The organism is Georgenia sp. Z1491 (assembly GCF_049856175.1).
Lineage (GTDB): Bacteria > Actinomycetota > Actinomycetes > Actinomycetales > Actinomycetaceae > JB111.
Genome location: NZ_JBNDNA010000007.1, coordinates 137,659 through 159,891 on the forward strand (window position 1 = coordinate 137,659; position 22,233 = coordinate 159,891).

At 72.5% G+C, this 22,233-nt stretch carries 19 protein-coding genes; 10 read left to right on the forward strand and 9 right to left on the reverse strand.

Going from position 1 to position 22,233, the window contains the following annotated elements; translation table 11 throughout:
* The first annotated feature begins 1 nt into the window (after position 1).
* Positions 2-961 (forward strand): TIGR01777 family oxidoreductase, encoded by a 960-nt coding sequence (locus ACPYO4_RS09090; protein WP_425708905.1) that lies wholly within the window; start codon positions 2-4, stop codon positions 959-961.
* 10 nt (positions 962-971) lie between these two features.
* On the opposite strand, the gene ACPYO4_RS09095 is transcribed toward ACPYO4_RS09090, so the two are convergent.
* Genes ACPYO4_RS09095 through ACPYO4_RS09105 form a run of 3 tightly spaced genes read right to left on the reverse strand, consistent with a single transcriptional unit; the run spans position 972 to position 6,318 of the window.
* Positions 972-2,399, reverse strand: coding sequence for an MFS transporter (locus ACPYO4_RS09095; RefSeq protein ID WP_425708906.1), 1,428 nt, complete (start codon positions 2,397-2,399; stop codon positions 972-974).
* Positions 2,400-2,408: 9 nt separating this feature from the next.
* On the reverse strand, positions 2,409-3,959 hold the full coding sequence (locus ACPYO4_RS09100) for a protein kinase domain-containing protein (RefSeq protein ID WP_425708907.1): 1,551 nt from the start codon (positions 3,957-3,959) through the stop codon (positions 2,409-2,411).
* 22 nt (positions 3,960-3,981) lie between these two features.
* Positions 3,982-6,318, reverse strand: a complete 2,337-nt coding sequence (locus tag ACPYO4_RS09105; RefSeq protein ID WP_425708908.1) for an MMPL family transporter — start codon at positions 6,316-6,318, stop codon at positions 3,982-3,984.
* A gap of 155 nt (positions 6,319-6,473) precedes the next feature.
* Here ACPYO4_RS09105 and ACPYO4_RS09110 point away from each other — a divergent pair, with 155 nt between their 5' ends.
* The 4 genes from ACPYO4_RS09110 (at position 6,474) to ACPYO4_RS09125 (ending at position 9,299) form a co-directional block, all read left to right on the forward strand.
* On the forward strand, positions 6,474-6,965 hold the full coding sequence (locus tag ACPYO4_RS09110; protein ID WP_425708909.1) for a MarR family winged helix-turn-helix transcriptional regulator: 492 nt from the start codon (positions 6,474-6,476) through the stop codon (positions 6,963-6,965).
* 33 nt (positions 6,966-6,998) lie between these two features.
* Positions 6,999-7,727: a DUF4191 domain-containing protein gene (locus ACPYO4_RS09115; protein WP_425708910.1), complete on the forward strand. Its 729-nt coding sequence runs from the start codon at positions 6,999-7,001 to the stop codon at positions 7,725-7,727.
* A 151-nt stretch (positions 7,728-7,878) separates the two neighbouring features.
* Positions 7,879-8,433, forward strand: a complete 555-nt coding sequence (locus ACPYO4_RS09120; RefSeq protein ID WP_425708911.1) for an ArsR/SmtB family transcription factor — start codon at positions 7,879-7,881, stop codon at positions 8,431-8,433.
* Positions 8,430-9,299: a M23 family metallopeptidase gene (locus tag ACPYO4_RS09125; RefSeq protein ID WP_425708912.1), complete on the forward strand. Its 870-nt coding sequence runs from the start codon at positions 8,430-8,432 to the stop codon at positions 9,297-9,299. Before ACPYO4_RS09120 ends, ACPYO4_RS09125 begins: the two co-directional genes overlap by 4 nt.
* A gap of 19 nt (positions 9,300-9,318) precedes the next feature.
* On the opposite strand, the gene ACPYO4_RS09130 is transcribed toward ACPYO4_RS09125, so the two are convergent.
* The gene (locus tag ACPYO4_RS09130) at positions 9,319-9,786 is read right to left on the reverse strand and encodes a hypothetical protein (protein ID WP_425708913.1); all 468 of its coding nucleotides are present in this window, start codon (positions 9,784-9,786) and stop codon (positions 9,319-9,321) included.
* A gap of 147 nt (positions 9,787-9,933) precedes the next feature.
* Between ACPYO4_RS09130 and glnA (ACPYO4_RS09135) the strand changes: the two genes are divergently transcribed.
* The 3 genes from glnA (ACPYO4_RS09135) to ACPYO4_RS09145 all read left to right on the forward strand — a co-directional run bounded on the left by glnA (ACPYO4_RS09135) (position 9,934) and on the right by ACPYO4_RS09145 (position 13,815).
* Positions 9,934-11,358: a type I glutamate--ammonia ligase gene (glnA, locus tag ACPYO4_RS09135; protein WP_425708914.1), complete on the forward strand. Its 1,425-nt coding sequence runs from the start codon at positions 9,934-9,936 to the stop codon at positions 11,356-11,358.
* A gap of 283 nt (positions 11,359-11,641) precedes the next feature.
* Complete coding sequence (locus ACPYO4_RS09140) at positions 11,642-12,472, forward strand: restriction endonuclease (protein ID WP_425708915.1); 831 nt, start codon at positions 11,642-11,644, stop codon at positions 12,470-12,472.
* A gap of 311 nt (positions 12,473-12,783) precedes the next feature.
* Positions 12,784-13,815 (forward strand): NAD(P)-dependent alcohol dehydrogenase, encoded by a 1,032-nt coding sequence (locus ACPYO4_RS09145; RefSeq protein ID WP_425708916.1) that lies wholly within the window; start codon positions 12,784-12,786, stop codon positions 13,813-13,815.
* 73 nt (positions 13,816-13,888) lie between these two features.
* On the opposite strand, the gene ACPYO4_RS09150 is transcribed toward ACPYO4_RS09145, so the two are convergent.
* From ACPYO4_RS09150 to ACPYO4_RS09160, 3 genes are all read right to left on the reverse strand, one after another.
* Positions 13,889-14,578: a DUF981 family protein gene (locus tag ACPYO4_RS09150; RefSeq protein ID WP_425708917.1), complete on the reverse strand. Its 690-nt coding sequence runs from the start codon at positions 14,576-14,578 to the stop codon at positions 13,889-13,891.
* 148 nt (positions 14,579-14,726) lie between these two features.
* Positions 14,727-15,062, reverse strand: a complete 336-nt coding sequence (locus ACPYO4_RS09155; RefSeq protein WP_425708918.1) for a hypothetical protein — start codon at positions 15,060-15,062, stop codon at positions 14,727-14,729.
* A gap of 53 nt (positions 15,063-15,115) precedes the next feature.
* The gene (locus ACPYO4_RS09160; protein ID WP_425708919.1) at positions 15,116-15,811 is read right to left on the reverse strand and encodes a histidine phosphatase family protein; all 696 of its coding nucleotides are present in this window, start codon (positions 15,809-15,811) and stop codon (positions 15,116-15,118) included.
* A 60-nt stretch (positions 15,812-15,871) separates the two neighbouring features.
* Here ACPYO4_RS09160 and ACPYO4_RS09165 point away from each other — a divergent pair, with 60 nt between their 5' ends.
* The gene (locus tag ACPYO4_RS09165) at positions 15,872-16,024 is read left to right on the forward strand and encodes a hypothetical protein (protein WP_425708920.1); all 153 of its coding nucleotides are present in this window, start codon (positions 15,872-15,874) and stop codon (positions 16,022-16,024) included.
* Positions 16,025-16,051: 27 nt separating this feature from the next.
* On the opposite strand, the gene ACPYO4_RS09170 is transcribed toward ACPYO4_RS09165, so the two are convergent.
* Together ACPYO4_RS09170 and glnA (ACPYO4_RS09175) are read right to left on the reverse strand one after the other, a co-directional pair.
* The gene (locus ACPYO4_RS09170) at positions 16,052-19,117 is read right to left on the reverse strand and encodes a bifunctional [glutamine synthetase] adenylyltransferase/[glutamine synthetase]-adenylyl-L-tyrosine phosphorylase (RefSeq protein WP_425708921.1); all 3,066 of its coding nucleotides are present in this window, start codon (positions 19,115-19,117) and stop codon (positions 16,052-16,054) included.
* Positions 19,117-20,454 carry a type I glutamate--ammonia ligase gene (gene glnA, locus ACPYO4_RS09175; RefSeq protein ID WP_425708922.1) on the reverse strand — a complete coding sequence of 446 codons (1,338 nt, stop codon included), beginning with the start codon at positions 20,452-20,454 and terminating at the stop codon, positions 19,117-19,119. Before glnA (ACPYO4_RS09175) ends, ACPYO4_RS09170 begins: the two co-directional genes overlap by 1 nt.
* A gap of 67 nt (positions 20,455-20,521) precedes the next feature.
* Here glnA (ACPYO4_RS09175) and ACPYO4_RS09180 point away from each other — a divergent pair, with 67 nt between their 5' ends.
* Entirely contained in the window at positions 20,522-22,189 is a 1,668-nt protein-coding gene (locus tag ACPYO4_RS09180) for an NAD+ synthase (RefSeq protein ID WP_425708923.1), read from the forward strand.
* Positions 22,190-22,233 lie beyond the last annotated feature (44 nt).

Genomic DNA, 22,233 nt, shown 5'->3' on the forward strand with positions numbered 1-22,233 from the left:
CGTGACCACCCGCCGGGAGGACCAGGACGGCCGGCTCGCCGTCGTCGCCGGTTCGTCCGGGCTCGTGGGGAGCGCCCTCGTCGATGCGCTGGACCGGCGCGGCTGGCGGGTACGTCGGCTGCTGCGGCCGTCGTCGGGACGCGCCGGACGGGACGACGCCACGTGGGACCCGGCGAACGCCCTCCTGGATGTGGCGGCGCTGGACGGCGCGGACCTCGTCGTCAATCTCGCGGGGGCGGGGCTCGGCGACAAACGGTGGACCGAGGCCTACAAGGGCACGGCCCTGCTGTCCCGCACGTCGAGCACCTCGCTGCTGGCGACGACGCTCGCCCGCGCCCTCGAGGCCGGTCGGACGGCCCCGGGGGTGCGCTACCTGCAGGGCAGCGCGGTCGGCTGGTACGGGGACCGCGGTGAGGAGGTCCTCACGGAGGACTCCCCCGCCGGACGCGGGTTCACGGCCGACCTGTCGGCCGCCTGGGAGGCCGCGGCGGCGCCCGCCGTCAAGGCCGGGGTGCCGACCGCGTTCCTGCGCACCGGGATCGTGCTGGCCCCCCGCGGCGGCGCGCTCGGCCGGATGCTGCCCCTGCTCAGGGCCGGCCTGGGCGGGCCGCTCGGCGGCGGGCAGCAGTGGTGGCCGTGGATCACGCTGGAGGACCACGTCCGGGCCCAGCTCCATCTCGCAGGCTCCGCGCGGGTCGGCCCGATCAACCTCGCGGCGCCCGGCGAGGCGCGCCAGCGCGAGGTGCTCGCTGCCCTCGCGCACGAGCTCCGCCGGCCGTTCGGGCTCCCGGTGCCGGGCCTCGCGCTGCGCGCCGTGCTCGGCGAGTTCGCTGCCGACGTCCTCGCCTCCCAGCGCATGCGCCCCGAGACGCTCGTCGCTGACGGCTTCGAGTTCGCGCACCCGGACGTGGCCTCCGCCGCGCGGTGGCTGGTCGGTCCGGGCGGCTCGCGAACGAGCTGACCCCGGCGACCTACCGGCCCTCCGGCATGGACGCGTGCTCGCCGGCGTGGCGGCGCGGGGGCGGGACGAGGCTCGCGAGAACGGCGGAGACCAGGGCGCTGACCAGCCCGAGCACCAGGGCCGCACGGAAGCCGTCGATGCCGGGCGCCTCCACGCCGTCCACGCTGGTCGTGGACCGGGCCAGGACCGCCGCCACGACGGTGGCGGCCGAGGTGGTGCCGAGGCTGCGCATGAACTGGTTGAGGCCGTTGGCCGCGCCGGTCTCCGTCGACGGCACCGCGCTCATGACGAGCGAGGGCATCGCCGCGAAACCGAGGCCGATCCCGACACCGGCGAGCAGATTGACGAGCAGCACGAGGCCGACGTCCAGGGGCGCCACGACGGAGAGGCCGTAGCCGAGCGCGATGACGAGGGCCCCGGAGACCAGCAGCGGCTTGGGGCCGAAGCGGCCCATGAGGCGTCCTGCGACGGGTGACATGACGAGCATGGCCAGACCCAGGGGCATGAGGACCAGCCCCGACTGGATCAACGACAGCCCGAGTCCGCCGCGCTCCCGGGGCAGCTCGAGCAGCTGGGGGAAGACGACGTTGGCGGTGAACAGGGCGAACCCCATCGCGACGGACGCCAGGTTGGTCACGAGCACGGTCCCGCGGGCCGACACCCGAAGGTCGACGAGCGGGTTGGGGACCCGTAGCTCGAACACGCCCCAGGCAAGCAGGACGGCGACGCCACCGAGCGTGAGCCAGATCGTGAGCGGGGACGTCCAGCCCCAGTCGTTCCCGCGTGAGACAGCGAGCAGTACACCGGTCAGCCCGGCGGTGAGCCCGACGATGCCCACGACGTCGAGCCGGCCGCCCGTGCGCAGCGTGCTCGGCGGAACGACCCACGCCACCAGTACGAGCAGGACGAGACCGAGTGCGGAGGCTCCCCAGAACAGCACGTGCCAGTCGGCGTACTGGGTGACGGCCGCGCTGATCGGCAGGCCGAGCGCGGCACCGACGCCGAGGGTGGCGCTGACGAGGGCGATGGCCGACGGCAGACGGTCGGGGTGCAGGACGTCGCGGAGGACGGAGATGCCGAGGGGAATGACGCCGAGACCCGCCCCCTGGAGCGCGCGACCGACGATGAGGGGGACGACCGAGTAGGCCAGCGCGGCGACGACCGAGCCCGCCACGAGCGCACCCACGAGGAGCAGGAGGACGCGCCGCTTGCCGTACATGTCGCCGAGCCGTCCCGAGATCGGCGTGCAGATCGCCCCGGCGAGGAGCGTGCTCGTGATGGCCCAGGCGGTGTCGTCGCGGGTGGCGCCGAGCAGCTCCGGCAGCTCCGACTGGATGGGGATGAGCAGCGTCTGCATGAACGAGGCCGTCATGCCCGCCAGGGCGAGGACCGCGACGACACCTCCGCCGCTCGGCGGCGCCAGTCGTCCTCTCGTCACCGTGGCAGGCTATCCGCCCTGGTCGGCGGGGCCGCACCTGTCCGCATCGGCCACCGCCCAGCGGTCGTCGACCCGCTCGAGCGTGAGGAGCCGGCACGTCTCGGCAGAGGGATAGACGCGTTCCCCCGTGGCGTCCGAGGCGCGCCACTCCTCCTGACGCAGCGAGACCTCCGCCACGAACCTGTCGTCCGTCGCCCCGCCCTCGGTGAGGACGACGGACGTCACGTCGGTCGACAGGTCGGCGATCGTCGTCGTTCCCAGGGCACGGGTCAGAGCGGCGTCGGCGGCCCGCGCGGGCGAGCCGTCGACGGTGGCGTCGGCGAGGGCGGCCGCGTCCCCGGCGAGCAGCGCCCGCTCCCGGGCGTCGACGACCTCGGAGACGACGTCGAACGCGTCCGCCGCGGTGCCGCGCGCGCTCTCGGTCGTGACCTCCGGCGATGTCCCCGTCGTCGACCCCGAGGGCGCCGGGGCCTGCGACTGACCCGCGGAGGGCTCCTGCGTCGCTGCGGGTGTCCCTGCGCCCGTCGCGTCGGGCGCCTCGGCCTGGGAGAGGATCGTCCGCGTCGTGACGAACCCGCCCAGTACGAGGACGACGGCCGCGACGCCGAGCACGGCGACCTTCCCCCCAGCCGTCAGCGCGGGGAGCCGGCCCGCACCGCGTGCCCGCTGCTCGGGCCGCACGGACCGAGCTCGACGCCCGCCCCGGGCACCAGGTCCGCCTCGCGCCCGCCGGCCGGCCCGGCCTCCCGAGCCCGGACGGACCCGGGACCTGCCCGCCGGCACGTGCGCCGTGGCCTCGCGCAGCGCACCCTCGCGAAGGAGGGCGCCCGCCATGTCCGCACCCGCGGGCAGCCGCACGCCCGAGCGCCCGCCCAGCTCGGCGGCACGCGCCGCGAGCGCGCGGGCGGTGGGCCGCACGGCCGGCTCGTCGCTGCACGCCTGGGTGGTCAGCTCCTCGACCTCGAGGTCGCCGGGGGCCAGGCCGCGCACGAGCATGCCGAGGGCGTAGACGTCGGACGCCGTCGACGCCGGACCCCCGGCGATGCGCTCGGGCGCCACGTGCCCCGGCGTCCCCTCCTCGTGCCGCACATCCCCGACGAGGTCGACGAGGACGACGGTCCCCGTGGTGTCCACCACGACGTTGGCCGGAGAGACGTCGCCGTGCACGATGCCGGCGGCCGCCAGGTGGGCCAGCGCGGAGCCGATGTCGGTGAGGACCCCCGCCACCTCCGGCACCGAGAGCGCGCCGCGGGCCACCCGCACGGCCGCGAGGGACGCCCCCGGCACGACCTCGGTGACGAGCGCCGCCCGCCCGTCGGTCAGGTCGACGACGTCGAGCACCCGCGGCAGGTGAGGGTGCGGGGACGTGCGCAGGCCCGCCAGGCGCCGGCGCATCGCGTCGCCGGAGCGCCCCTCGGGCAGGTCGACGACCGAGACGATGACCGGCGAGCCGCGCTCGTCGGACGTCGCGCTGTACACCCGTCCCGATCCGCCGCCCAGCGACCGAGAGATCCGGTAGCCCGGCACCCGCACGCGTCCGTCGTCGTCTGCCCGCCCCATGGACCGAGCGAACCAGGTCCCCTCAGCCCGTCGCGGAGTTCTCCACAGGTGCGGCCACGGCGGTGGTCGCGGGGTCGGGCGTGGCCTCACCGCGCTCCTCGTCGTCGTCGGGGAACCGTCCGTGGCGCGGCCACCAGACGGTCTTCCCGATGTCGTGGACGAGCGCCGGCACGAGGAGGGTGCGGACGACGAGGGTGTCGATGAGTACGCCGAGCGCCACGATGATCGCGAGCTGGAGGAGGAACAGCAGCGGGACCACGCCGAGCGCGGCGAACGTCGCGGCCAGCACCACGCCGGCCGACGTGATGACCCCGCCGGTGACGGACAGGGCCCGGCGCACACCCCTCCGGGTCCCGATGCGCAGCGACTCCTCACGGGCGCGGGTCATGAGGAAGATCGTGTAGTCGATCCCCAGCGCCACGAGGAAGACGAAGCCGAACAGCGGAACGGTCGGATCGGCCCCGGGCAGGTCGAGGACGTGGTTGAACACCACCGCCACGATCCCCATCGCGGTGGCGAAGCTGAGCACGTTCGCGGCGAGCAGCAGCAGCGGTGCGAGGACCGAGCGCAGCAGCACGACGAGCGTGAGCAGGATGACGAGCAGGACGGCGGGGATGATGACCCGCAGGTCGCGCTCGGCCGTGTCCCGGGTGTCGAGCGTCTCGGCCGCGGCGCCGCCGACGAGCGCGGCCGGGTCCACCTCGTGCACCGCTGTCCTCAGGTCGGCGGCCGCGCGGACGGCCTCCTCGGTGTCCGCCGACGCCTCGGTGGTCGCCTCGACGTGGACACGGCCGTCGACCACGAGCGGCGGTGCGTCCTCGGCGGGCGGTCCCCCCGCACCGTTTCCGTCCTCGCTCCGGCCGCCGTCGCCCGGCCCGCCCTGCTGCGACCCGTCCTCGGCAGGCGGGCCACCCGGCTCCTGGCCCCCCTGCGCAGCCTCCGTGACCACGGTGGCGGACGCGATGCCGTCGGTCGCCTCCGCGGCGGCCACGACGTCCTCGGCCAGGTCGGCATCGGCCACGACGTCCAGCGGCTGGACCGCGCCCGCGGGGAAGTGCTGCGTGAGCACCTCCTCGCCGTCCACGGCGTCGGACTGCGCGAGGAAGACCTCGGAGTCGGAGGTGCCATCGGCGTCGAGGGTGGTGACGAGCCCGGCCGCGGCGAGCAGGGCGACAGACGTGATCACCCAGGTGCGCCGGTCCCGCCGTCCCACGAGCCGCGCGATCCGGCCCCAGATCCCGGACGCGTCCTCGGGCGCCCGCCGCACGTCCTCGGCCCCGCCGGCCTCCACCTCCTCGTCGGGCACGCGGGGGATGCGCGGCCAGAACACCGCCCGGGAGCGGCGGCCGCCGAGGAGCAGGAGCGCGGGCAGCAGGGTGAGCGCGGCGACGAATGCGGCGGCGATCCCGACCGCGGCGACCGGTCCGAGCGCGGCGTTGGACCCCAGGTCCGAGAGCAGGAGGCACAGCAGGCCGAGGGCCACGGTTCCGGCGGAGGCCGAGATGGGCGCGAGCGAGGCCCGCCACGCGATCCGCATCGCGTCGAACGGGTCGCGGTGGCGGCCGAGCTCCTCACGGTGCCGGGCGACCAGCAGCAGGCAGTAGTCGGTCGCTGCACCGATGACGAGGATCGACATGATGCCCTGCGTCTGGCCGCTCAGCTGGACGACGCCGGCGTCCGCGAGGAGGTAGACGACCAGGCCCGCCAGCGCCAGCGCGAGCACGGCGGTGAGCAGGACGGTCAGCGGCAGCAGCGGCGAGCGGTAGACGAGCAGCAGGATGACGAGGACCACGACGAGCGCCGTCGCCAGGAGGACCAGGTCGACGGACCCGAACGCCGAGCTGAGGTCGGCCGCGAACCCGCCGGGACCGGTCACCCAGCCCTGCAGCCCGGCCGCCTGGAGCCCGTCGCCGACGGCGGCCCGTACCTCGGTGACCACGGATCCGACGAGGTTCTCGCCGTCGGGCAGCAGTTCGTCGGTGAGCGAGGTGTCGATCCCCAGCACCACCATGGCGGCCTCGCCGTCCTCCGAGGGCACGACGGCGGTCGGGGCCGTGAGCACCTCCTCGACCGCGCGGCCGTCGCTCAGTGTGGCGGAGCCCGCGGACCGGGCGAGCTCGTCGGCCGCCTCGAGGTCCTCGGGGCTCATCGGTCCGCCGTCGGCGGGTCGCAGCACGAGCAGCACGGGAAGGGTCGAGGTGTCGGTGAACCCGGCGACGGCGTCGGACGCCCGGACGGACTCGGCCGAGGTCGGCAGGAACATCGACGCGTCGTTCTCCTGGACCTCGGAGAGTCGACCCAGGAACGGTCCGCCGATCCCACCGATGGCCACCCAGAGGAGAACGACCACGGCGGTCACGAGGCCGCGTCCCCGGTACGCCGTGCGACTGCCGTGCCCTGCCATGCGATACCCCGTCCTCGAGAAAGTACTCAGCATGCTGAGTAACTGGGTCAGTATGGGGGCTCGTCCTGCGAGCCGCAAGAAGGATCGTGGTGCTCTGCCACCATGAGGGGGTGTCCGAGGCCGAGGAGAACCACAGGGCCCTGAGCGGCGCGTCCGGGCAGGGCCCCGGAGTCGCCGAGGATCCCTCCAGGTGGCCGACGGGTCGGCTCCTCTCCTCGGTCGCCCGCCAGGCGGAGCGCGAGCTCGACGAACGGCTCGCCGTGTTCGACCTCAGCCACGCGACGATGCCGGTTCTCGCCGTCCTCGCACCGGGTCCGCGCAGCCAGCGGCAGACGGCGCAGCTCGTCGGGGTCACCGAGCAGACGCTCGCCCGGCACCTCGTCACGCTCGAGCGTCAGGGCCTGCTCGTCCGACGCGCGGACCCGCACGACGGCCGGCGCCGCGTCGTCGCGCTGACGCCGGAGGGCCTGGGCGCCATCGCGTCCGTCGTCGAGTCCCTGAGCGAGCCGACGCCGATCGAGGCCACTCTCGACGCCGAGGAGGAGGCCGCGCTGCGTCGACTGCTGCTGACGATGATCCGTCGCACGCGCGGCGGGACCTAGGCGGGCCACACCGGCCGGTACCCTGACCCCATCATGGCCCGCACCAAGAAGACCGCCGACGACGGCGCACCCACGACCCCGAAGCCCAAGAAGAAGCGCTGGTACCACAGCTTCGCCGAGGCGTACCGGATCACCGCCGAGCACCGTCCGGCGACGCCGGTCATCCTCCTCGGTGTGTTCGTCGCCGTGCTCGGCGTCATGGTCGGCATCGGCTTCGTCATCGGCCACCCGATCTACCTCGGGATCCTCGGGGTGCTCATCGGCATCATCGCCGTGCTCATCGTGCTCGGCAGGCTCACCCGAGTCGCCGCCTACGCGCGGGTCGAGGGCCAGCTGGGGGCCGCGTCCGCCGCACTCGGCCAGCTGGGACGCGGCTGGTACGTCGAGGAGGAGCCCGTCGCCTTCACGCCGAAGCACCAGGACCTCGTGTTCCGGTCGATCGGCAAGCCGGGCATCGTGCTCGTCTCCGAGGGACCACCGCACCGCGTGACGCGCCTGCTGGAGGAGGAGCGCAAGAAGGTCACCCGCGTGGCTCCCGGCGTCCAGGTCCACCTCGTCCAGGCCGGCCGTGCCGAGGGGCAGGTGCCCCTGCCCGACCTCGTCCCCACGATCAAGAAGCTGGGTGGCGCCAAGCTCACGTCGGCCGAGATCGCCGCCGTCACCAAGCGCCTCAACGCCCTGGGCGGCATCCGGCAGTCCGTACCGAAGGGCATCGACCCCAACAAGGCGCGCCCCGACCGCAAGGGCATGCGCGGCCGCTGACCACGCCACCGCCAGCCACCGCGCTCCGCACCTCGCTCCGAGGGCCCCGTCGTCGACGGGGCCCTCGTGCATGACGCCAGGGCCACGGCCCCGCCCACGGAACGACGACTATTCTGTTGGACGCATTTACGTTCTTCCGTATGATCGACGTATGAACGTCATCGACGAGCTCCGCGCCACGGTGGAGGCGCTCGAGGCCCGGGTGGTCGCCCTCGAGGCATCCGCTTCGACCGAGCCACCTGCCACCCCTGACGCCTCCGCCTCCACGAACCCCCAGGGACCGGACCCCGAGACCTTCTGGGCCCTCACCGGCCTGCGCGAGCGGCGCGCCGCGCATCCCGTGACCGAGTCCGGCGCCGTCATGCTCGTCGGGTCGCTCACGCTGCCGGACGGAGCCCCTGTCGAGTGGCAGCAGGCCGGGGCCACCGACGCCCTGCTGGAGTCGGACTGGTCCGAGGTTGCCGAGACGCTCGGTGCGCTCGGCCACCCGGTCCGCCTCGAGCTGCTCCGACTCATCCTCGGCGGCACCGCCACCACGGCCGAGCTCGCCGAGGCCGACGGGCTCGGCACCACCGGACAGCTCCACCACCACCTGCGCCAGCTCGTCTCGGCCGGGTGGGTGCGTCAGGCGGGCCGGGGCCGCTACACGGTCCCGGCCGCACGCGTGGTGCCGCTGCTCGCCACCGTGGTGGGGGCCGAGCGATGACCGCACTCCTGCGCGCCCTGTACCGCGTGCGCGTCCCGTTGTTCTACGCCGCCGTCCTCACGACCACCGGCACCGTCCTGCTGCGACGCCTGCTCCCCGAGGGGCCGGCCGATCCCGCGCTCGCCTGGATCATCCGTGCCGGCCTGGCGGTGATGGCGGTCTGGCTCCTCGTCGTCGTGCTCGGCGGACGCGTCCGCACCGAGCGCGGCCTGCGCGTCGTGCACTCCCCCGTGACCGGGCGCTGGCTGGCGATCAACAGCCCGGCGTCGAAGGTGCCGAGCCACGGGGTGCGCGGCTACGGGCAGGCGTACGCGATCGATCTCGTGGCCGAGCCGGAGGGGGCGCTCCGCCCGCAGTTCGGCGACGGACCCGGGATGCGCCCCAACGCCGACTACCCCGCCTTCGACGAGCCGGTCCGGGCGATGGTCGACGGCGTCGTCGTGGCCGCCACGGACCGGCGCCGAGACCACCTCTCGCGCTCGAGGGCGTGGGCGCTGTACTACATGCTGCTCGAGGGGATGGTCCGCGAGCTCGGCGGGCCGGGCAACGTCGTCGGCAACCACGTGACGATCAGGGCCGACGACGGGACGTACGCCCTCGTCGCCCACCTGAGGCAAGGCTCGGCCACCGTGCGGCGGGGCGACACCGTCCGCGCGGGCGACGTCGTCGGCCGGTGCGGGAACTCCGGCAACAGCTCCGAGCCGCACGTCCACGCCCAGCTCATGGACCGCCGCTCGCTGTGGACCGCCGCCGGAGTGCCCATGGCCTTCGCGCGCATCTCGATCGGCGACGCCGACTCCCCCGTCGACGCACTGCCGGGCAACGAGGAGCACATGACGGCGACCGAGCCGGTGACCTCCGCCTAGCAGCGGCAGGACGCGCGTCCTAGGCACGCACGAGCCTCGTGCGCGCCAGGTCGTCGTGCAGCGGCACGCCCTCGACCGTGCGCCAGAGCGCCGGCAGGACCAGGCACAGCAGGATCGTGCGCACGACGACTGCCACGAACGGGGCGCGGCCGCGGCTCACGTGGACGAGGCGCAGGCCGGTCAGGCGGTGGCCGATCGACGCGCCGGCCAGGCCTCCCACCAGGGCGCGCTCCGCGGCGAAGATCCCGAGGATCGCCATCGCGTCCCCGCCGGCGAACCCGTAGGCGATGGCCATCGCGATCGCCCAGTCGATGAGGAGCGCGCCGAGGCGCCGCCCGAACGGGGCGAGCTCCGAGGCCCGGACGGGACCGCCCGCCGAGCCCGGTCGCGCGGCACCAGGTCGCGTGGCACCGGGCCGTCCCCCCGATCGGGGTCCGCCCGCCCGCGCGGCCGCGGAGCTCGCGGGGGCGGGATCGACGTCGGGCACCGGTCCAGTCTAGGTGGCGTCGCATCCGGCGTAGCACTCGCCCCGTAACATGACCGACACGCCCGGGAGACGGCAGGGAAACTCCGCGGGTCTAGCGTCACACCCGTCCAGCCGGCACCGCCGGTGCACGCGAACGAGGAGCCACGGATGTTCTCAACCCCCGAAGAGGCGATCGCCTACACCCGCAACGAGGACGTCAAGTTCGTCGACGTCAGGTTCTGCGACCTGCCAGGGGTGATGCAGCACTTCAACATCCCGGTCGAGACGTTCGACGAGGACGCCTTCACCGACGGCCTCATGTTCGACGGCTCCTCTATCCGCGGGTTCACCGCCATCCACGAGTCCGACATGAAGCTCGTGCCGGACATCGGGTCGGCCTTCATCGACCCGTTCCGCGCGCAGAAGACGCTCGTGCTCAACTTCGCGATCGTCGACCCCTTCACCTCACAGGCCTACGACCGCGACCCGCGCACCGTCGCCTCGAAGGCCGAGGCCTATCTCCGCTCGACCGGCATCGCCGACACCGCCTTCTTCGGCGCCGAGGCGGAGTTCTACCTCTTCGACGACGTGCGGTTCCAGACCTCGGCCCAGTCGAGCTTCTACCACATCGACTCCGAGGAGGCCGCGTGGAACACCGGCCGCCGGGAGGAGGGCGGCAACCTGGGGTACAAGACCCGGTTCAAGGGCGGCTACTTCCCCGTCCCGCCGAACGACCACTTCGCCGACCTGCGCGACGAGATGGTGCGGGTGATGACCGACGTCGGCCTCAAGGTCGAGCGCGCCCACCACGAGGTCGGCACCGCCGGCCAGCAGGAGATCAACTACCGCTTCGACTCCCTGCGCGCCGCCGCCGACGACGTCATGAAGTTCAAGTACATCGTCAAGAACGTCGCGTGGGAGCACGGCCGGTCGGCGACCTTCATGCCCAAGCCGCTGTTCGGCGACAATGGCTCGGGCATGCACTGCCACCAGTCCCTGTGGAAGGACGGCGAGCCGCTGTTCTACGACGAGCAGGGCTACGGCGGGCTCTCGGACATCGCCCGGTGGTACATCGGTGGTCTCCTCCACCATGCGCCCTCGCTGCTGGCCTTCACCAACCCCTCGCTCAACTCGTACCACCGCCTCGTGCCCGGCTACGAGGCGCCGGTCAACCTCGTCTACTCGGCGCGCAACCGCTCGGCCTGCATCCGCATCCCCGTCACGGGATCCTCGCCGAAGGCCAAGCGCGTGGAGTTCCGCGTGCCGGACCCGAGCTCGAACCCCTACCTCGCCTTCTCGGCGATGCTCATGGCCGGCATCGACGGCGTGAAGAACCGCATCGAGCCGCCGGAGCCCATCGACAAGGACCTCTACGAGCTCCCGCCCGAGGAGCACGCGCAGATCGCCCAGGTCCCCGAGTCGCTCGGTGCGGCGCTGCGCGCGCTCGAGGAGGACAACGACTACCTCACTGAGGGCGACGTCTTCTCCCCCGAGCTCATCGAGACGTGGGTCGACTACAAGCGCACGCACGAGATCGACCCGATCCGCCTGCGCCCGCACCCGCACGAGTTCGAGCTGTACTACGACATCTGAGCCGATTCGCTCTCAAACGAAAGGCCCCTGACCTGCATGTCTGCAGGATCAGGGGCCTTTCGGCTGCCCGCGTCCCCCGCGAGAAGACACTGTTGGGAGGTCAGCTTCCTAGGGAGGCTCTTTTGGTCGTGGCAGGACGACCCACACATCAGTCCGTTCGAATGACGACCTCCCGGTTGGCGCCCACCCACTGATTCCCCACCTAACCTGGAGAGCGACGATCGGCTCGCGAACGATGGCGATCCTCTCGTGGCACTCGCTGGCTACCCCGTGGAGGCGGATGATGACCGTCCCGACGTGGGACCAGTACATGGCACCGTCCCTCCGTGTTCTCCTCGACGGCGGGACCCACCGGTCTCGGAACATCATCGCGGCCGCTGCTGACCTGCTAGGTCTCACCCAGGAGCAGCGCCAGGTCCTCATCCCTTCCGGTCAGGAGCAGTTCCGCAACCGTGGTGCCTGGGCGCTGTCCTACCTGGCGCGAGTAGGCGCGGTCGAACGCCCGAGCCGCGGCAACTATCGGATCACCGAAGTCGGACGCCGACTCCTGTCCGATCACCCGGAAGGTGTGACGGAGAGGCATCTCCGCGCTCTCTCGGGCAATCCTGACGCACCGCACACCTGGAAGGCGTTCCCGACACCCTCGTCACGAACAGCAACTGCCATCGAAGAGGTGTCAGCACTGGATCCCGAGGAGCAGATCGCAGCAGGCGTCGCGAGAATCAACGAGGATGTCGCCGACCAGCTCCTGACGTTAATTCTTGCCCGCGAACCGGTGTTCTTCGAACAAGCGGTGCTCGACCTGCTCATGGCGATGGGATATGGGGGTGCCGAAGGAAACGCGACTCGCACGCAGCTCTCCAGCGACGGAGGGATCGACGGCATCATCGACCAGGACGCCCTCGGCCTCTCCCGCATCTACGTGCAAGCCAAACGCTACGCGCGCGAGAATACTGTCGGCAGAGAGGCGATCCAAGCATTCGTCGGCGCGCTGGCAGGTAATCAGGCGAACCAGGGTGTCTTCATCACCACTAGCCAGTTTGCGCGTACAGCGACCGCGTACGCCGAGTCCGCGTCGCTACCCGCGTCATCCTCGTCGACGGTGAACGTCTGACCCGGCTGATGATCCAGTACGGAGTCGGTGTGCAGGTGAAAACGCGCGTCGAGGTAGTCGAGATCGACGAAGACTTCTTCGAGTAACTATCGGGCCAGCGACTGACTGACAGGGCACTGAGCCTTCCAAACGCGAAAGAGCACCTCGACGAGGACGATTCCGGCCACCGTGCGCTACCACGACCCAGGACTCGACTATCGGCCGTAGGCTTCACCTGCGCAGGCGCCACGCTCGGGCCCCTTGTGCCCCGCATCACCCGGTCATACGGTTAGCGCACGCTGTCCCGTCAACGTCGACGAAGGGTGATCGCCATGAAGGCAGTGCGCGTGCACGCGTACGAGGAGATGCCGAAGCTCGATGACGTCCCGGAACCCGAGATCACGGGCCCGTGGGACGTCATCGTCAAGATCGGGGCGGCCGGCCTGTGCCGCACCGACCTGCACATCATCGAGGGTCAGTGGGACCCGATCCAGAACCCCACGCTGCCGTACACGATCGGGCACGAGAACTCGGGCTGGGTGCACGCCGTCGGCTCGGCCGTGTCGAACGTGGCGGTGGGCGACACGGTGATCATGCACCCGCTCGTCACCTGCGGGCTGTGTACCGAGTGCCGGCGAGGCAACGACTCGCACTGCTCGAACGCCTCCTTCCCGGGCCTCAACGCCGAGGGCGGGATGGCCGAGTACATGAAGACGAACGCGCGGGCCGTCGTCAAGCTCGACCCCTCTCTCCAGCCCAGGGACATCGCCGCCCTCGCTGACGCGGGCCTCACCGCCTACCACGCGGTCCGCAAGGCGGCCCCGCGGCTGCACCCGGGCACGCACGTCGTCGTCATCGGCTCCGGCGGGCTGGGGCACATTGGCATCCAGTCCCTCGTGGCTCTCACCCCTGCGGAGATCACGGTCCTCGACCGCTCCGAGCAGGCCCTCGAGCTCGCGACGTCGATCGGCGCCCACCACACGGCCCTCGCCACCGACGACACCGACGCCGTCACCAAGCAGATCCACGACATCACCGGCGGAGGCGCGCACGTCGTGCTCGACTTCGTCGGCGAGCAGGGCATGGAGCTCCTCGGGCCCAACCTCATCCGCAACCAGGGCGACTACTACGTCATCGGCTACGGCGGCATGGTCCAGCTCGAGACCATCGGGATCATCTCCCGCGAGATCAACGTCATCGGCAACCTCGTGGGCACCTACGAGGACCTCGACCAGCTGATGATCCTCACCGCCCAGGGCAAGATCTCGCTGCACACGTCGGTCTACGACCTCGCCGACTACGCCACCGCGATCGACGACCTCGACAACGGCCGGCTGGTCGGTCGCGGGATCCTCGTCCCGTAGCGACCTCGCGCAGCGACGCACCACCGACGGCGGCGGGCACCCGGTCCGGGTGCCCGCCGTCGTCAGGTCTGGATCACCAGCGGTAGTTCGTGTCGTACGCGAAGTTCGTGTACATCCCGATGTGGGTGTAGAAGTTGATCGCACCGAACAGCAGGAGCGCCACGCCACCGAGCAGGAACGCCCAGGCCGACCACCTCAGCAGGCCGGGCCGGCCTGCCAGGTAGGAGATCGCGAAGAGCAGCGCGCCGAGGGCGATGACGCCCCAGAGCCCGCCGAGGAACAGTGCTTCGATCCAGGGAAGGTGGCCGAACCGACCGGTGATCGGCTCCTCCGGCGGGGCCGCACCGAGCTGGAAGCGGACGAACGTGATCGCCAGCACGCCCATCGCGAGGCCGACCGCACCGACGAAGATGCTCACCGGGCGGAAGGCGCGCAGCGCGGTCTCGCGGGCGATCTCCTGATCGCCGGCGAACAGGCTGCGGCTGCGCCACAGGTAGACGGCGGCGACCAGGAGCAGCGCGCCGAAGGCGGCGGCCGGCTGGCCGAACGCGATGTTGTAGTACTCGAACCCGGGCTCCTGGTAGGGCCAGGTCACGGTGAGGTGCAGGCCGAGCGCGAGCAGCAGGAGCCCGGTGACGCCGAAGAACGCGGCCCACCCCTCGCTGTCGACCGCCTTGCGGCGGAGGAGGACACCCAGGAACTGGGCAAACCCGATGAGACCGGCCCCCGCCGTGATGGCGATGAGCTCGTTGTAGACGACCATGCCGCCCACCCTTCTTCGTCAGCTGGTCCGGGCGCGGGCGGATACGGCGCGCGCACGCGGAGGGAGTGGCACGCGCTCCCTGCGTCACCAACGTCCTGGGCAGTGAGGTATTCCCGACGATGAACGAACGCAATCCGCCGCGGGTGGCTCATCGCACGCGGCGGAACTCCTCGGCGCTCGGGCTCAGCCCCGGGGCCCATCCCGTGGCCGCGATCCGGTCGAGAGCACTCATCTCGAACTCGTACGCCCCGGGCGTGAAACCGTCCGCCACCCGCGCTGCGGTGTCGGCCGTGACGCCGCCGGTGTAGACGACGGTGCGGCAGTCCTCGGTCTCGACGAGCACGCGCCATCCCGCGCTGTGCACCCGCTCTCCCTGCGCAGCGGACGCGCCGACCACCTCGCACCGCACACCGTGCACCCCCACGCGTCCGAGAACGGGCATCGACAGCAGCACGAGGACCACCACCGAGGTGGCGATGATCACGACGCGCCATGCCCGCGTGGACGTGGTCTCTCCCACTCCAGGGCGGCGCGTCCTCACTCCTGGGCGGCGCGTCCCGCCACGCCGAGCGCCTCCGGGTGGTTCGCGTCCGGGTACCCCGTCGGCCCGTCGTGCTCGACGTCGGACACCGACGGTCCGCCCAGCGCGTGGGACTCCCAGCGCACGAGCTGCCAGCCGTCGTCCGGGTTCCCCTCGATGATGACGACCCCGGTGTTCGAGATCGAGCGGCCGAGGAACTCGCGCGGCACCTCGACGGTCGTGGCGGCCCACGAGACGATGACGGCCCCGTGCGAGACGATGACCGCCGTCTCGTGGCCCGTCGCGGCGATCTCGGCCACGACCGCGTCGTAGCGGTCCTTGACCTCGCGGCCCGTCTCGCCTCCGGGGATGCGCGAGTCCGGGTCCGCTACCCAGCCCATGATGCCCGCGAGGTACGTGCGCACGGCCGCCTCGCTGGTGGCCATCTCGAGGTCGCCGGCGCGGATCTCGCGCAGCCCCTCGCGCTCGATCGGGGTGAGCCCCGTGGCCTGGGCGAGCGGCTCCGCGGTCTGGTGCGTGCGCACGAGGTTGGACACCCAGATGGACTCCACGTCCTCGTACGCGAGCTCGGGCACGAGGGCCTCCGCCTGCCGGCGGCCGAGCTCGGTGAGATCGGCGCCGGGCGCCTCGGTGTCGATCGCGTGGATGACGTTGGAGTCGGTCTGACCGTGCCGGACGAGAATGAGCCGCATATCGTCCAGTGTCCCAGGTGTGCCGTGCGGGCGCTGTGACGCGTCACGTACATTGCACGGATGCCGCCCGACGAGGACGTCCCGACGACGACCGACGAGCAGGACCCCAGCCCCAGGCCGCCGAGCCGCTGGCGGTTCGTCGTCACCCTCCTGGTCGCGGCGGTCGTCTTCGCCGTGGTCGTCTGGCTGGTCGACCTCGCCTTCGACTCCTGAGCATCTGCTCCCTGCGCCCGTGAGGGCCTACTCCCAGAAGAGCCGCTCGACGACCGCCCGGGAGCGCCGCGCCGCCCGCAGGTAGTCCTCCTCGAGCTCCTGGCGGTGTCCGGACGGGTAGCCGAGCATGCGCGCCACCGTCTCCAGCCGTTCGACCCCGTGGGGCAGGACGTCGGTCTTCGGCCCCGTCGTGCGCCCGGAGACCTGCACGACGGCGTCGCGCACCTGCCCGGCCAGCGTCCAGGCGTGCAGGAGGGTCGCCGCATCAGCGTCGCCGACCAGCCCCTCGGCGCGCAGCGCCTCGAGGGCCTCCTCGGTCGAGGTCACCCGCAGCGCGGGCACGTCGCCGGCGTGCCGCAGCTGCCACAGCTGGACGGTCCACTCCACGTCCGTCAGCGCGCCGGGGCCGAGCTTGAGGTGCCGGTTGGGTGGCACGCCGCGTGGCATGCGCTCCTGCTCGACCCGGCCCTTGACCCGGCGGATCTCCCGCTCGGCGGCCGCACCGATGCCGCCGGGCACGTACCGCACCGCGTCGACGAGCGCCATGAACCGCTCCCCGAGCGCACGCGAGCCCGCGGCGGGGCGGGCCCGCAGGAGCGCCTGCCGCTCCCACACCTCCACCCACCGCTCGTAGTACTCGGCGTAGGAGGCGAGGGTGCGTACGAGCGGGCCGGAGCGCCCCTCGGGCCGCAGGTCGGCGTCGACCGGGAGCGCGGGCTCGTCGCTCGTGGCGCCGAGCAGCTCCTGGACCGACGTCGCGACGTCGCGGGCCCAGTCCGCAGCCACCTTCTCGTCGACCCCCTCGGCGGGGTCGTGGACGAAGAGGACATCGGCGTCGGAGGAGTAGCCGACCTCGCGGCCGCCCAGGCGGCCCATGGCGACGACGAGGAACTCCCCCGGCGGCTCGTCGAGGCCGGCACGGGCCGTGGCGTCGCGGGCGGCTACCCTCACCGCCGCCTCGAGGGCGAGGTCCGCGACGTCGGCCAGCTCCCGGCGCCGCGACCGCGGGGCCTGCTCGAGCACGTGGGCGATCGCAGCGCGCGTGGTCTCGCGCCGACGCAGGTAGCGGGCCTGCCCGACGGCGTCGGTCGCGTCCTCGCGGCGACGCAGCATCGCGTCGATCTCGCCCTCGAGGTCCTCGCGGCGGCGCGGGGCCAGGCCCTGATCGCCGTCGAGCCACTTCACCGCCTCGGGCAGCTGGAGCAGCAGGTCGCCGACGTACCGCGACGTGGCGAGCACCGTGGCCAGCGCCTCGGCGGCAGCGGAGGAGTCGCGCAGGAGGGCCAGGTACCAGTGGGTCGTGCCGATCGTCTCCGACAGCCGCCGGAAGGCGAGCAGGCCGACGTCGGGCATGGGCGCGTCGGCGAACCAGCCGAGCATGACGGGCAGGAGCTGGCGCTGGATCGTCGCGCGCCGGGACACGCCTTCGGTGAGGGCCGCGATGTGACGCAGGGAGCCCTTCGGGTCGGCAAAGCCGATGACCTCCATCCGTGCCGCGGCCGCGTCGGGGGCCAGGGAGGCCTCGGCCGGCGACAGGCGCGCGGTCGCGGGCAGCAGCGGTCGGTAGTAGATCTCCTCGTGCAGCCGGCGGACCTCGCGGCTCACCGCGCGCCAGGCCTTCTCCAGGGCGTCACCGTCCGTGATGCCCTCCGCGCCGAAGGCACGGCCGAGGATCTCGAGGTCGCCCGCCGAGCTCGGCACCACCTGGATGCGGTGGAGGCGCCACAGCTGCATGCGGTGCTCGAGGACGCGCAGGAACCGGTAGTGGTGGTCCAGGGTCGCGGCGTCGGTGCGCGCGACGTACCCGCCCTCGGCGAGGGCCTCCAACGCCTCGAGGGTGGTCCGCGACCGTAGGGTCTCGTCGGTGCGGCCGTGGACGAGCTGGAGCAGCTGGACGGTGAACTCGACGTCCCGCAGCCCGCCCTTGCCGAGCTTGAGCTGCCGCTCCGCGTGGCGGGCCGGCACGTGCGCCTCCACGCGGCGGCGCATCTTCTGGGTCTCCTCGACGAAGTTCTCCCTCGAGGCCGCGCTCCAGACGAACGGCGCGACGGCGGCGCAGTACTCCTCACCGAGCGCGAGGTCCCCCGCGACCGGGCGCGCCTTGAGCAGGGCCTGGAACTCCCAGCCCTTGGCCCAGCTCTCGTAGTAGCTGACGTGGCTGGCGAGCGTGCGCACGAGCGGTCCGTCCTGCCCCTCCGGCCGCAGGTTCGCGTCCAGCGGCCACAGGGCCGGCTCGGGGCCGACGCCGCCGACCGCGTCCGCGAGCGTGCCGGCCAACCGGGTCGCCACCTCGATGGTCTCGTCCTCGTCGCGGACGGGGGCGCCGTCGGCGTCGAGCTCGGGATCGGCCACGTAGACGACGTCGACGTCGGAGATGTAGTTGATCTCCCGCCCGCCCGTCTTCCCCATCCCGATCACCGCGAGCCGCACACCCGCACCGTGGTCGGGCAGGCCGGCGCGGGCCACCGCGAGGGCGGCGTCGAGCGCACCGGCGACGATGTCGGCGATCGACGCAGCCACCAGCGGGAAGCTCTCCAGGGAGTCCTTACCCGTGAGGTCCGCGGCAGCGATCTCCAGGAGGCGGCGGCGGTAGGTGCGCCGCAGCGCCGCGATGCCCTCCTCGCCGGTGACCGTGGCGACGGGGTTGGTCTGCGCCGGGTCGGCGCCGACGGCCTCGAGCGCCTTGGCCCGCTCGTCGCGCGGCTCGAGGTGGAGCACCGGGACCTCGCCGTGCCGGTCGTGGAGATGGGCGACGTCCCCCGGCCGCGCGACCAGCGAGTCACCGAGCGGCCGGGAGGCTCCGACCACGGCGACGAGCCGACGCATCGCGACGTCGTCGCCGGTGAGGGCCGTGCGCAGGGCGGCGTCGTCCCCGCTCTCCTGCGCGCTCTCGGCGATCCGCACGAGGGTGAGCAGCGCGTGGTCGGGGTTCCCGGCCGAGGCGAGGTGGCCGAGCAGCCGCTCCGCCACGCCCTCGGCGGCCAGGTACGGGGCCAGGGCCGGGTCGTCGAGCAGCGCCTCGGCGCGGCGCGGCTCGTGGATGCCGACGCGCCGCAGCTGGGTGAGCCGGGAGACGACCCGTCCGCCGGCCATCAGTGCGAGGGGATGAACTGGGCCAGCTCAAAGTCCGTGACCTGGTCGCGGTAGGCCTCCCACTCCTCGTGCTTGTTGCGCACGACGAAGTCGAAGGTCTCCTCCCCCAGCGTCTCCGCAACCAGCTCGGAGCCCTCCATCGCGTCGATCGCGTCGGCCAGGGAGGCCGGCAGCGAGACGATGCCGAGCGCGCGGCGCTCGCCGCGGGACAGCGTCGAGACGTCGGTGTCCGCCGGGTCGGGCAGGTCGTAGCCCTCCTCGATGCCCTTGAGCCCGGCCCGCAGGATGATCGCGAACGCGAGGTAGGGGTTCGCGGCGGCGTCCAGCGCGCGGAACTCCACGCGGCTGGACTGCGGCTTGCCCGGCTTGTAGCCGGGGACCCGCACGAGCGCGGAGCGGTTGTTGTGGCCCCAGCTGACGTAGCTGGGCGCCTCGCCGCCGCCCCACAGGCGCTTGTAGGAGTTAACGTACTGGTTGGTGATGGCGGCGAACTCCCGGGCGTGCGTGAGGACGCCGGCGATGAACCTGCGTCCCGTCGTGGAGAGCTGGTACTCCCCCGCCGGGTCGTAGAACGCGTTGGAGTCGCCCTCGAACAGCGAGAAGTGGGTGTGCATCCCCGAGCCCGGGTGGCCGGGCATCGGCTTGGGCATGAAGGTCGCGGTCAGCCCCTGCCGCATGGCGACCTCCTTGACCACGGTGCGGAACGTCATCACGTTGTCCGCCATCGACAGGGCGTCGGCGAAGCGCAGGTCGATCTCGTTCTGCCCCGGGCCGCCCTCGTGGTGGGAGAACTCCACCGGGATGCCCATCTCCTCGAGGGTGGTGATGGCCTCGCGGCGGAAGTCGTGGCTGGACCCGCGGGCGACGTGGTCGAAGTAGCCCGCGCGGTCGGCCGGGACGAGCGGCTGCCGGGGGTCGTTGATCTCGTCGAACAGGTAGAACTCGATCTCGGGGTGCACGTAGGGCGTGAAGCCGGCCTTGGCCGCGTGCTCGACGGCGCGGGCCAGGACGTTGCGCGGGTCCGATCGGGCGGGCTCGCCTCCGGGGGTGAGGACGTCGCAGAACATGCGCGCCACGCCGTGGTGCTCGCTACGCCACGGCAGGACCTGGAAGGTCGTCGGGTCGGGCCGCACGAGCATGTCGGACTCGAACACGCGGGTGAGGCCCTCGATGGCGGAGCCGTCGAACCCGATGCCCTCCTCGAACGCGCTCTCGAGCTCGGCCGGCGCGATGGCGACCGACTTCAGCGTGCCGAGGACGTCGGTGAACCACAGCCGGATGAACCGGATGTCGCGTTCCTCGACGGTTCGCAGCACGAACTCCTGCTGGCGGTCCATCCCGCCTCCTCCCGGTCGGATCAGTGCTCCCACATTGTCACCCACGACGCCCGACTACCCTGACAGCATGCCGCTGCCGATCGCGATCGCCCAGGTGGACCCGTGCGCCGGGGACCTCGCCGGGAACTCCGCCCTCGTCCGTGACGCGGTGCGGGGAGCGGCCGGGAGCGGCGCGCGTCTCGTGCTCCTGCCGGAGATGACGCTGCCCGGCTACCCGGTGGAGGACCTCGCGCTGCGCGCCTCGTTCCGTAGCGCCACCGAGCGGTCGCTCGAGACGCTCGCCCGGGACCTCGCGGACGACGGCCTGGGCGACGTCGTCGTCGTGCTCGGCACGCTCGGCACCTCGGCCCAGGGCCGTCCGACGAACTGCGCCGCCGTGCTGGCCGGCGGCGAGGTGGGACCGACCTACGTCAAGCAGCACCTGCCGACCTACGGGGTGTTCGACGAGATCCGCATCTTCGAACCCGGCGCGGATCCGGTCGTCCTCGAGGTCGATGGCCGCCGGCTCGGGCTCGCGATCTGCGAGGACATCTGGGTCGACGGCGGGGCGGTCGACGCGTACACGGGCGCCGGCCTCGACGCGCTGCTCGTCCTCAACGGCTCGCCGTACGAGTACGGCAAGGGCGCGGTGCGGCTCGGGATCGTGCAGACGCTCGCGGGCCGGCTCGGCTGCCCCGTGCTCTACGCGAACCTCGTCGGCGCCCAGGACGACCTCGTGTTCGACGGGCACTCGTTCGTCGTCGACGCCGGCGGCGCCGTGGTGGCCCGCGCCCCGGGGTTCGAGCCCGGGACCGTGCAGGTGGAGCTCACGGGCGGGGCCGGCCAATCCGGCGTGGTCGCGTCCGGCGCACCCGCCGAGGAGGCCCCGGACGCCGCGCAGATGTACGCCGCGTGCGTCCTCGGGCTGCGCGACTACGCGCGGAAGAACGGCTTCCGGTCGGTCGTGCTCGGCCTGTCCGGCGGCATCGACTCGGCGCTGGTCGCCGCGATGGCGGCCGATGCCCTGGGCCCGAAGAACGTCGTGGGCGTCTCGATGCCGTCGAGCTATTCCTCGGAGCACTCCAAGGACGACGCCGCTGCCTCCGCCGACGCGATCGGGCTCGACTACCGGGTGCAGCCGATCGCGCCGATGGTCGAGACGTTCCTGACGAACGTCGAGCTCACCGGCGTAGCCGAGGAGAACCTGCAGGCGCGCGTGCGCGGGGTCATCCTCATGGGCCTGTCCAACATGGAGGGGCACCTCGTGCTCGCCACGGGCAACAAGTCCGAGCTCGCCGTGGGCTACTCGACGATCTACGGCGACGCCGTGGGCGGGTTCGCACCGATCAAGGACGTGCCGAAGACGAAGGTGTGGGAGCTGGCGCGGGCCCGCAACCAGGTCGCGCTCGACGCCGGCGAGCCGGTGCCGGTCCCGTGGAGCTCCATCGAGAAGCCCCCGTCGGCCGAGCTGCGGCCGGGTCAGCAGGACTCGGACTCGCTGCCGCCCTACGACGAGCTCGACCCGGTCATCCAGGACTACGTCGAGCGGAACCTCGGCCGGGCCGAGCTCCTGGTGGCGGGTCACGCGCCCGAGGTGGTCGACCGGGTCCTCGGTCTCGTCGACCGCGCCGAGTGGAAGCGTCGGCAGTACCCGTTGGGGCCCAAGGTGACGGCGCTGGCGTTCGGCCGCGACCGCCGCCTGCCGGTCACCTCGCGCTGGCGGGAGCAGGACGAGCGACAAGGAGACGAGCAGTGAACGACAGCCCGAGCCGACCGAAGCGGGTCCGCGTCCACCACCTC

What these genes read in the sequence shown, in the direction of transcription:
- ACPYO4_RS09100 (WP_425708907.1), bottom strand. Translation starts at nt 3,959, where the DNA reads ATGGGGCGGGCAGACGACGACGGACGCGTGCGGGTGCCGGGCTACCGG.
- ACPYO4_RS09115 (WP_425708910.1), top strand. Translation starts at nt 6,999, where the DNA reads ATGGCCCGCACCAAGAAGACCGCCGACGACGGCGCACCCACGACCCCG.
- ACPYO4_RS09120 (WP_425708911.1), top strand. Translation starts at nt 7,879, where the DNA reads ATGAACGTCATCGACGAGCTCCGCGCCACGGTGGAGGCGCTCGAGGCC.
- ACPYO4_RS09125 (WP_425708912.1), top strand. Translation starts at nt 8,430, where the DNA reads ATGACCGCACTCCTGCGCGCCCTGTACCGCGTGCGCGTCCCGTTGTTC.
- glnA (WP_425708914.1), top strand. Translation starts at nt 9,934, where the DNA reads ATGTTCTCAACCCCCGAAGAGGCGATCGCCTACACCCGCAACGAGGAC.
- ACPYO4_RS09140 (WP_425708915.1), top strand. Translation starts at nt 11,642, where the DNA reads ATGACCGTCCCGACGTGGGACCAGTACATGGCACCGTCCCTCCGTGTT.
- ACPYO4_RS09145 (WP_425708916.1), top strand. Translation starts at nt 12,784, where the DNA reads ATGAAGGCAGTGCGCGTGCACGCGTACGAGGAGATGCCGAAGCTCGAT.
- ACPYO4_RS09150 (WP_425708917.1), bottom strand. Translation starts at nt 14,578, where the DNA reads ATGGTCGTCTACAACGAGCTCATCGCCATCACGGCGGGGGCCGGTCTC.
- ACPYO4_RS09160 (WP_425708919.1), bottom strand. Translation starts at nt 15,811, where the DNA reads ATGCGGCTCATTCTCGTCCGGCACGGTCAGACCGACTCCAACGTCATC.
- ACPYO4_RS09165 (WP_425708920.1), top strand. Translation starts at nt 15,872, where the DNA reads ATGCCGCCCGACGAGGACGTCCCGACGACGACCGACGAGCAGGACCCC.
- ACPYO4_RS09170 (WP_425708921.1), bottom strand. Translation starts at nt 19,117, where the DNA reads ATGGCCGGCGGACGGGTCGTCTCCCGGCTCACCCAGCTGCGGCGCGTC.
- glnA (WP_425708922.1), bottom strand. Translation starts at nt 20,454, where the DNA reads ATGGACCGCCAGCAGGAGTTCGTGCTGCGAACCGTCGAGGAACGCGAC.
- ACPYO4_RS09180 (WP_425708923.1), top strand. Translation starts at nt 20,522, where the DNA reads ATGCCGCTGCCGATCGCGATCGCCCAGGTGGACCCGTGCGCCGGGGAC.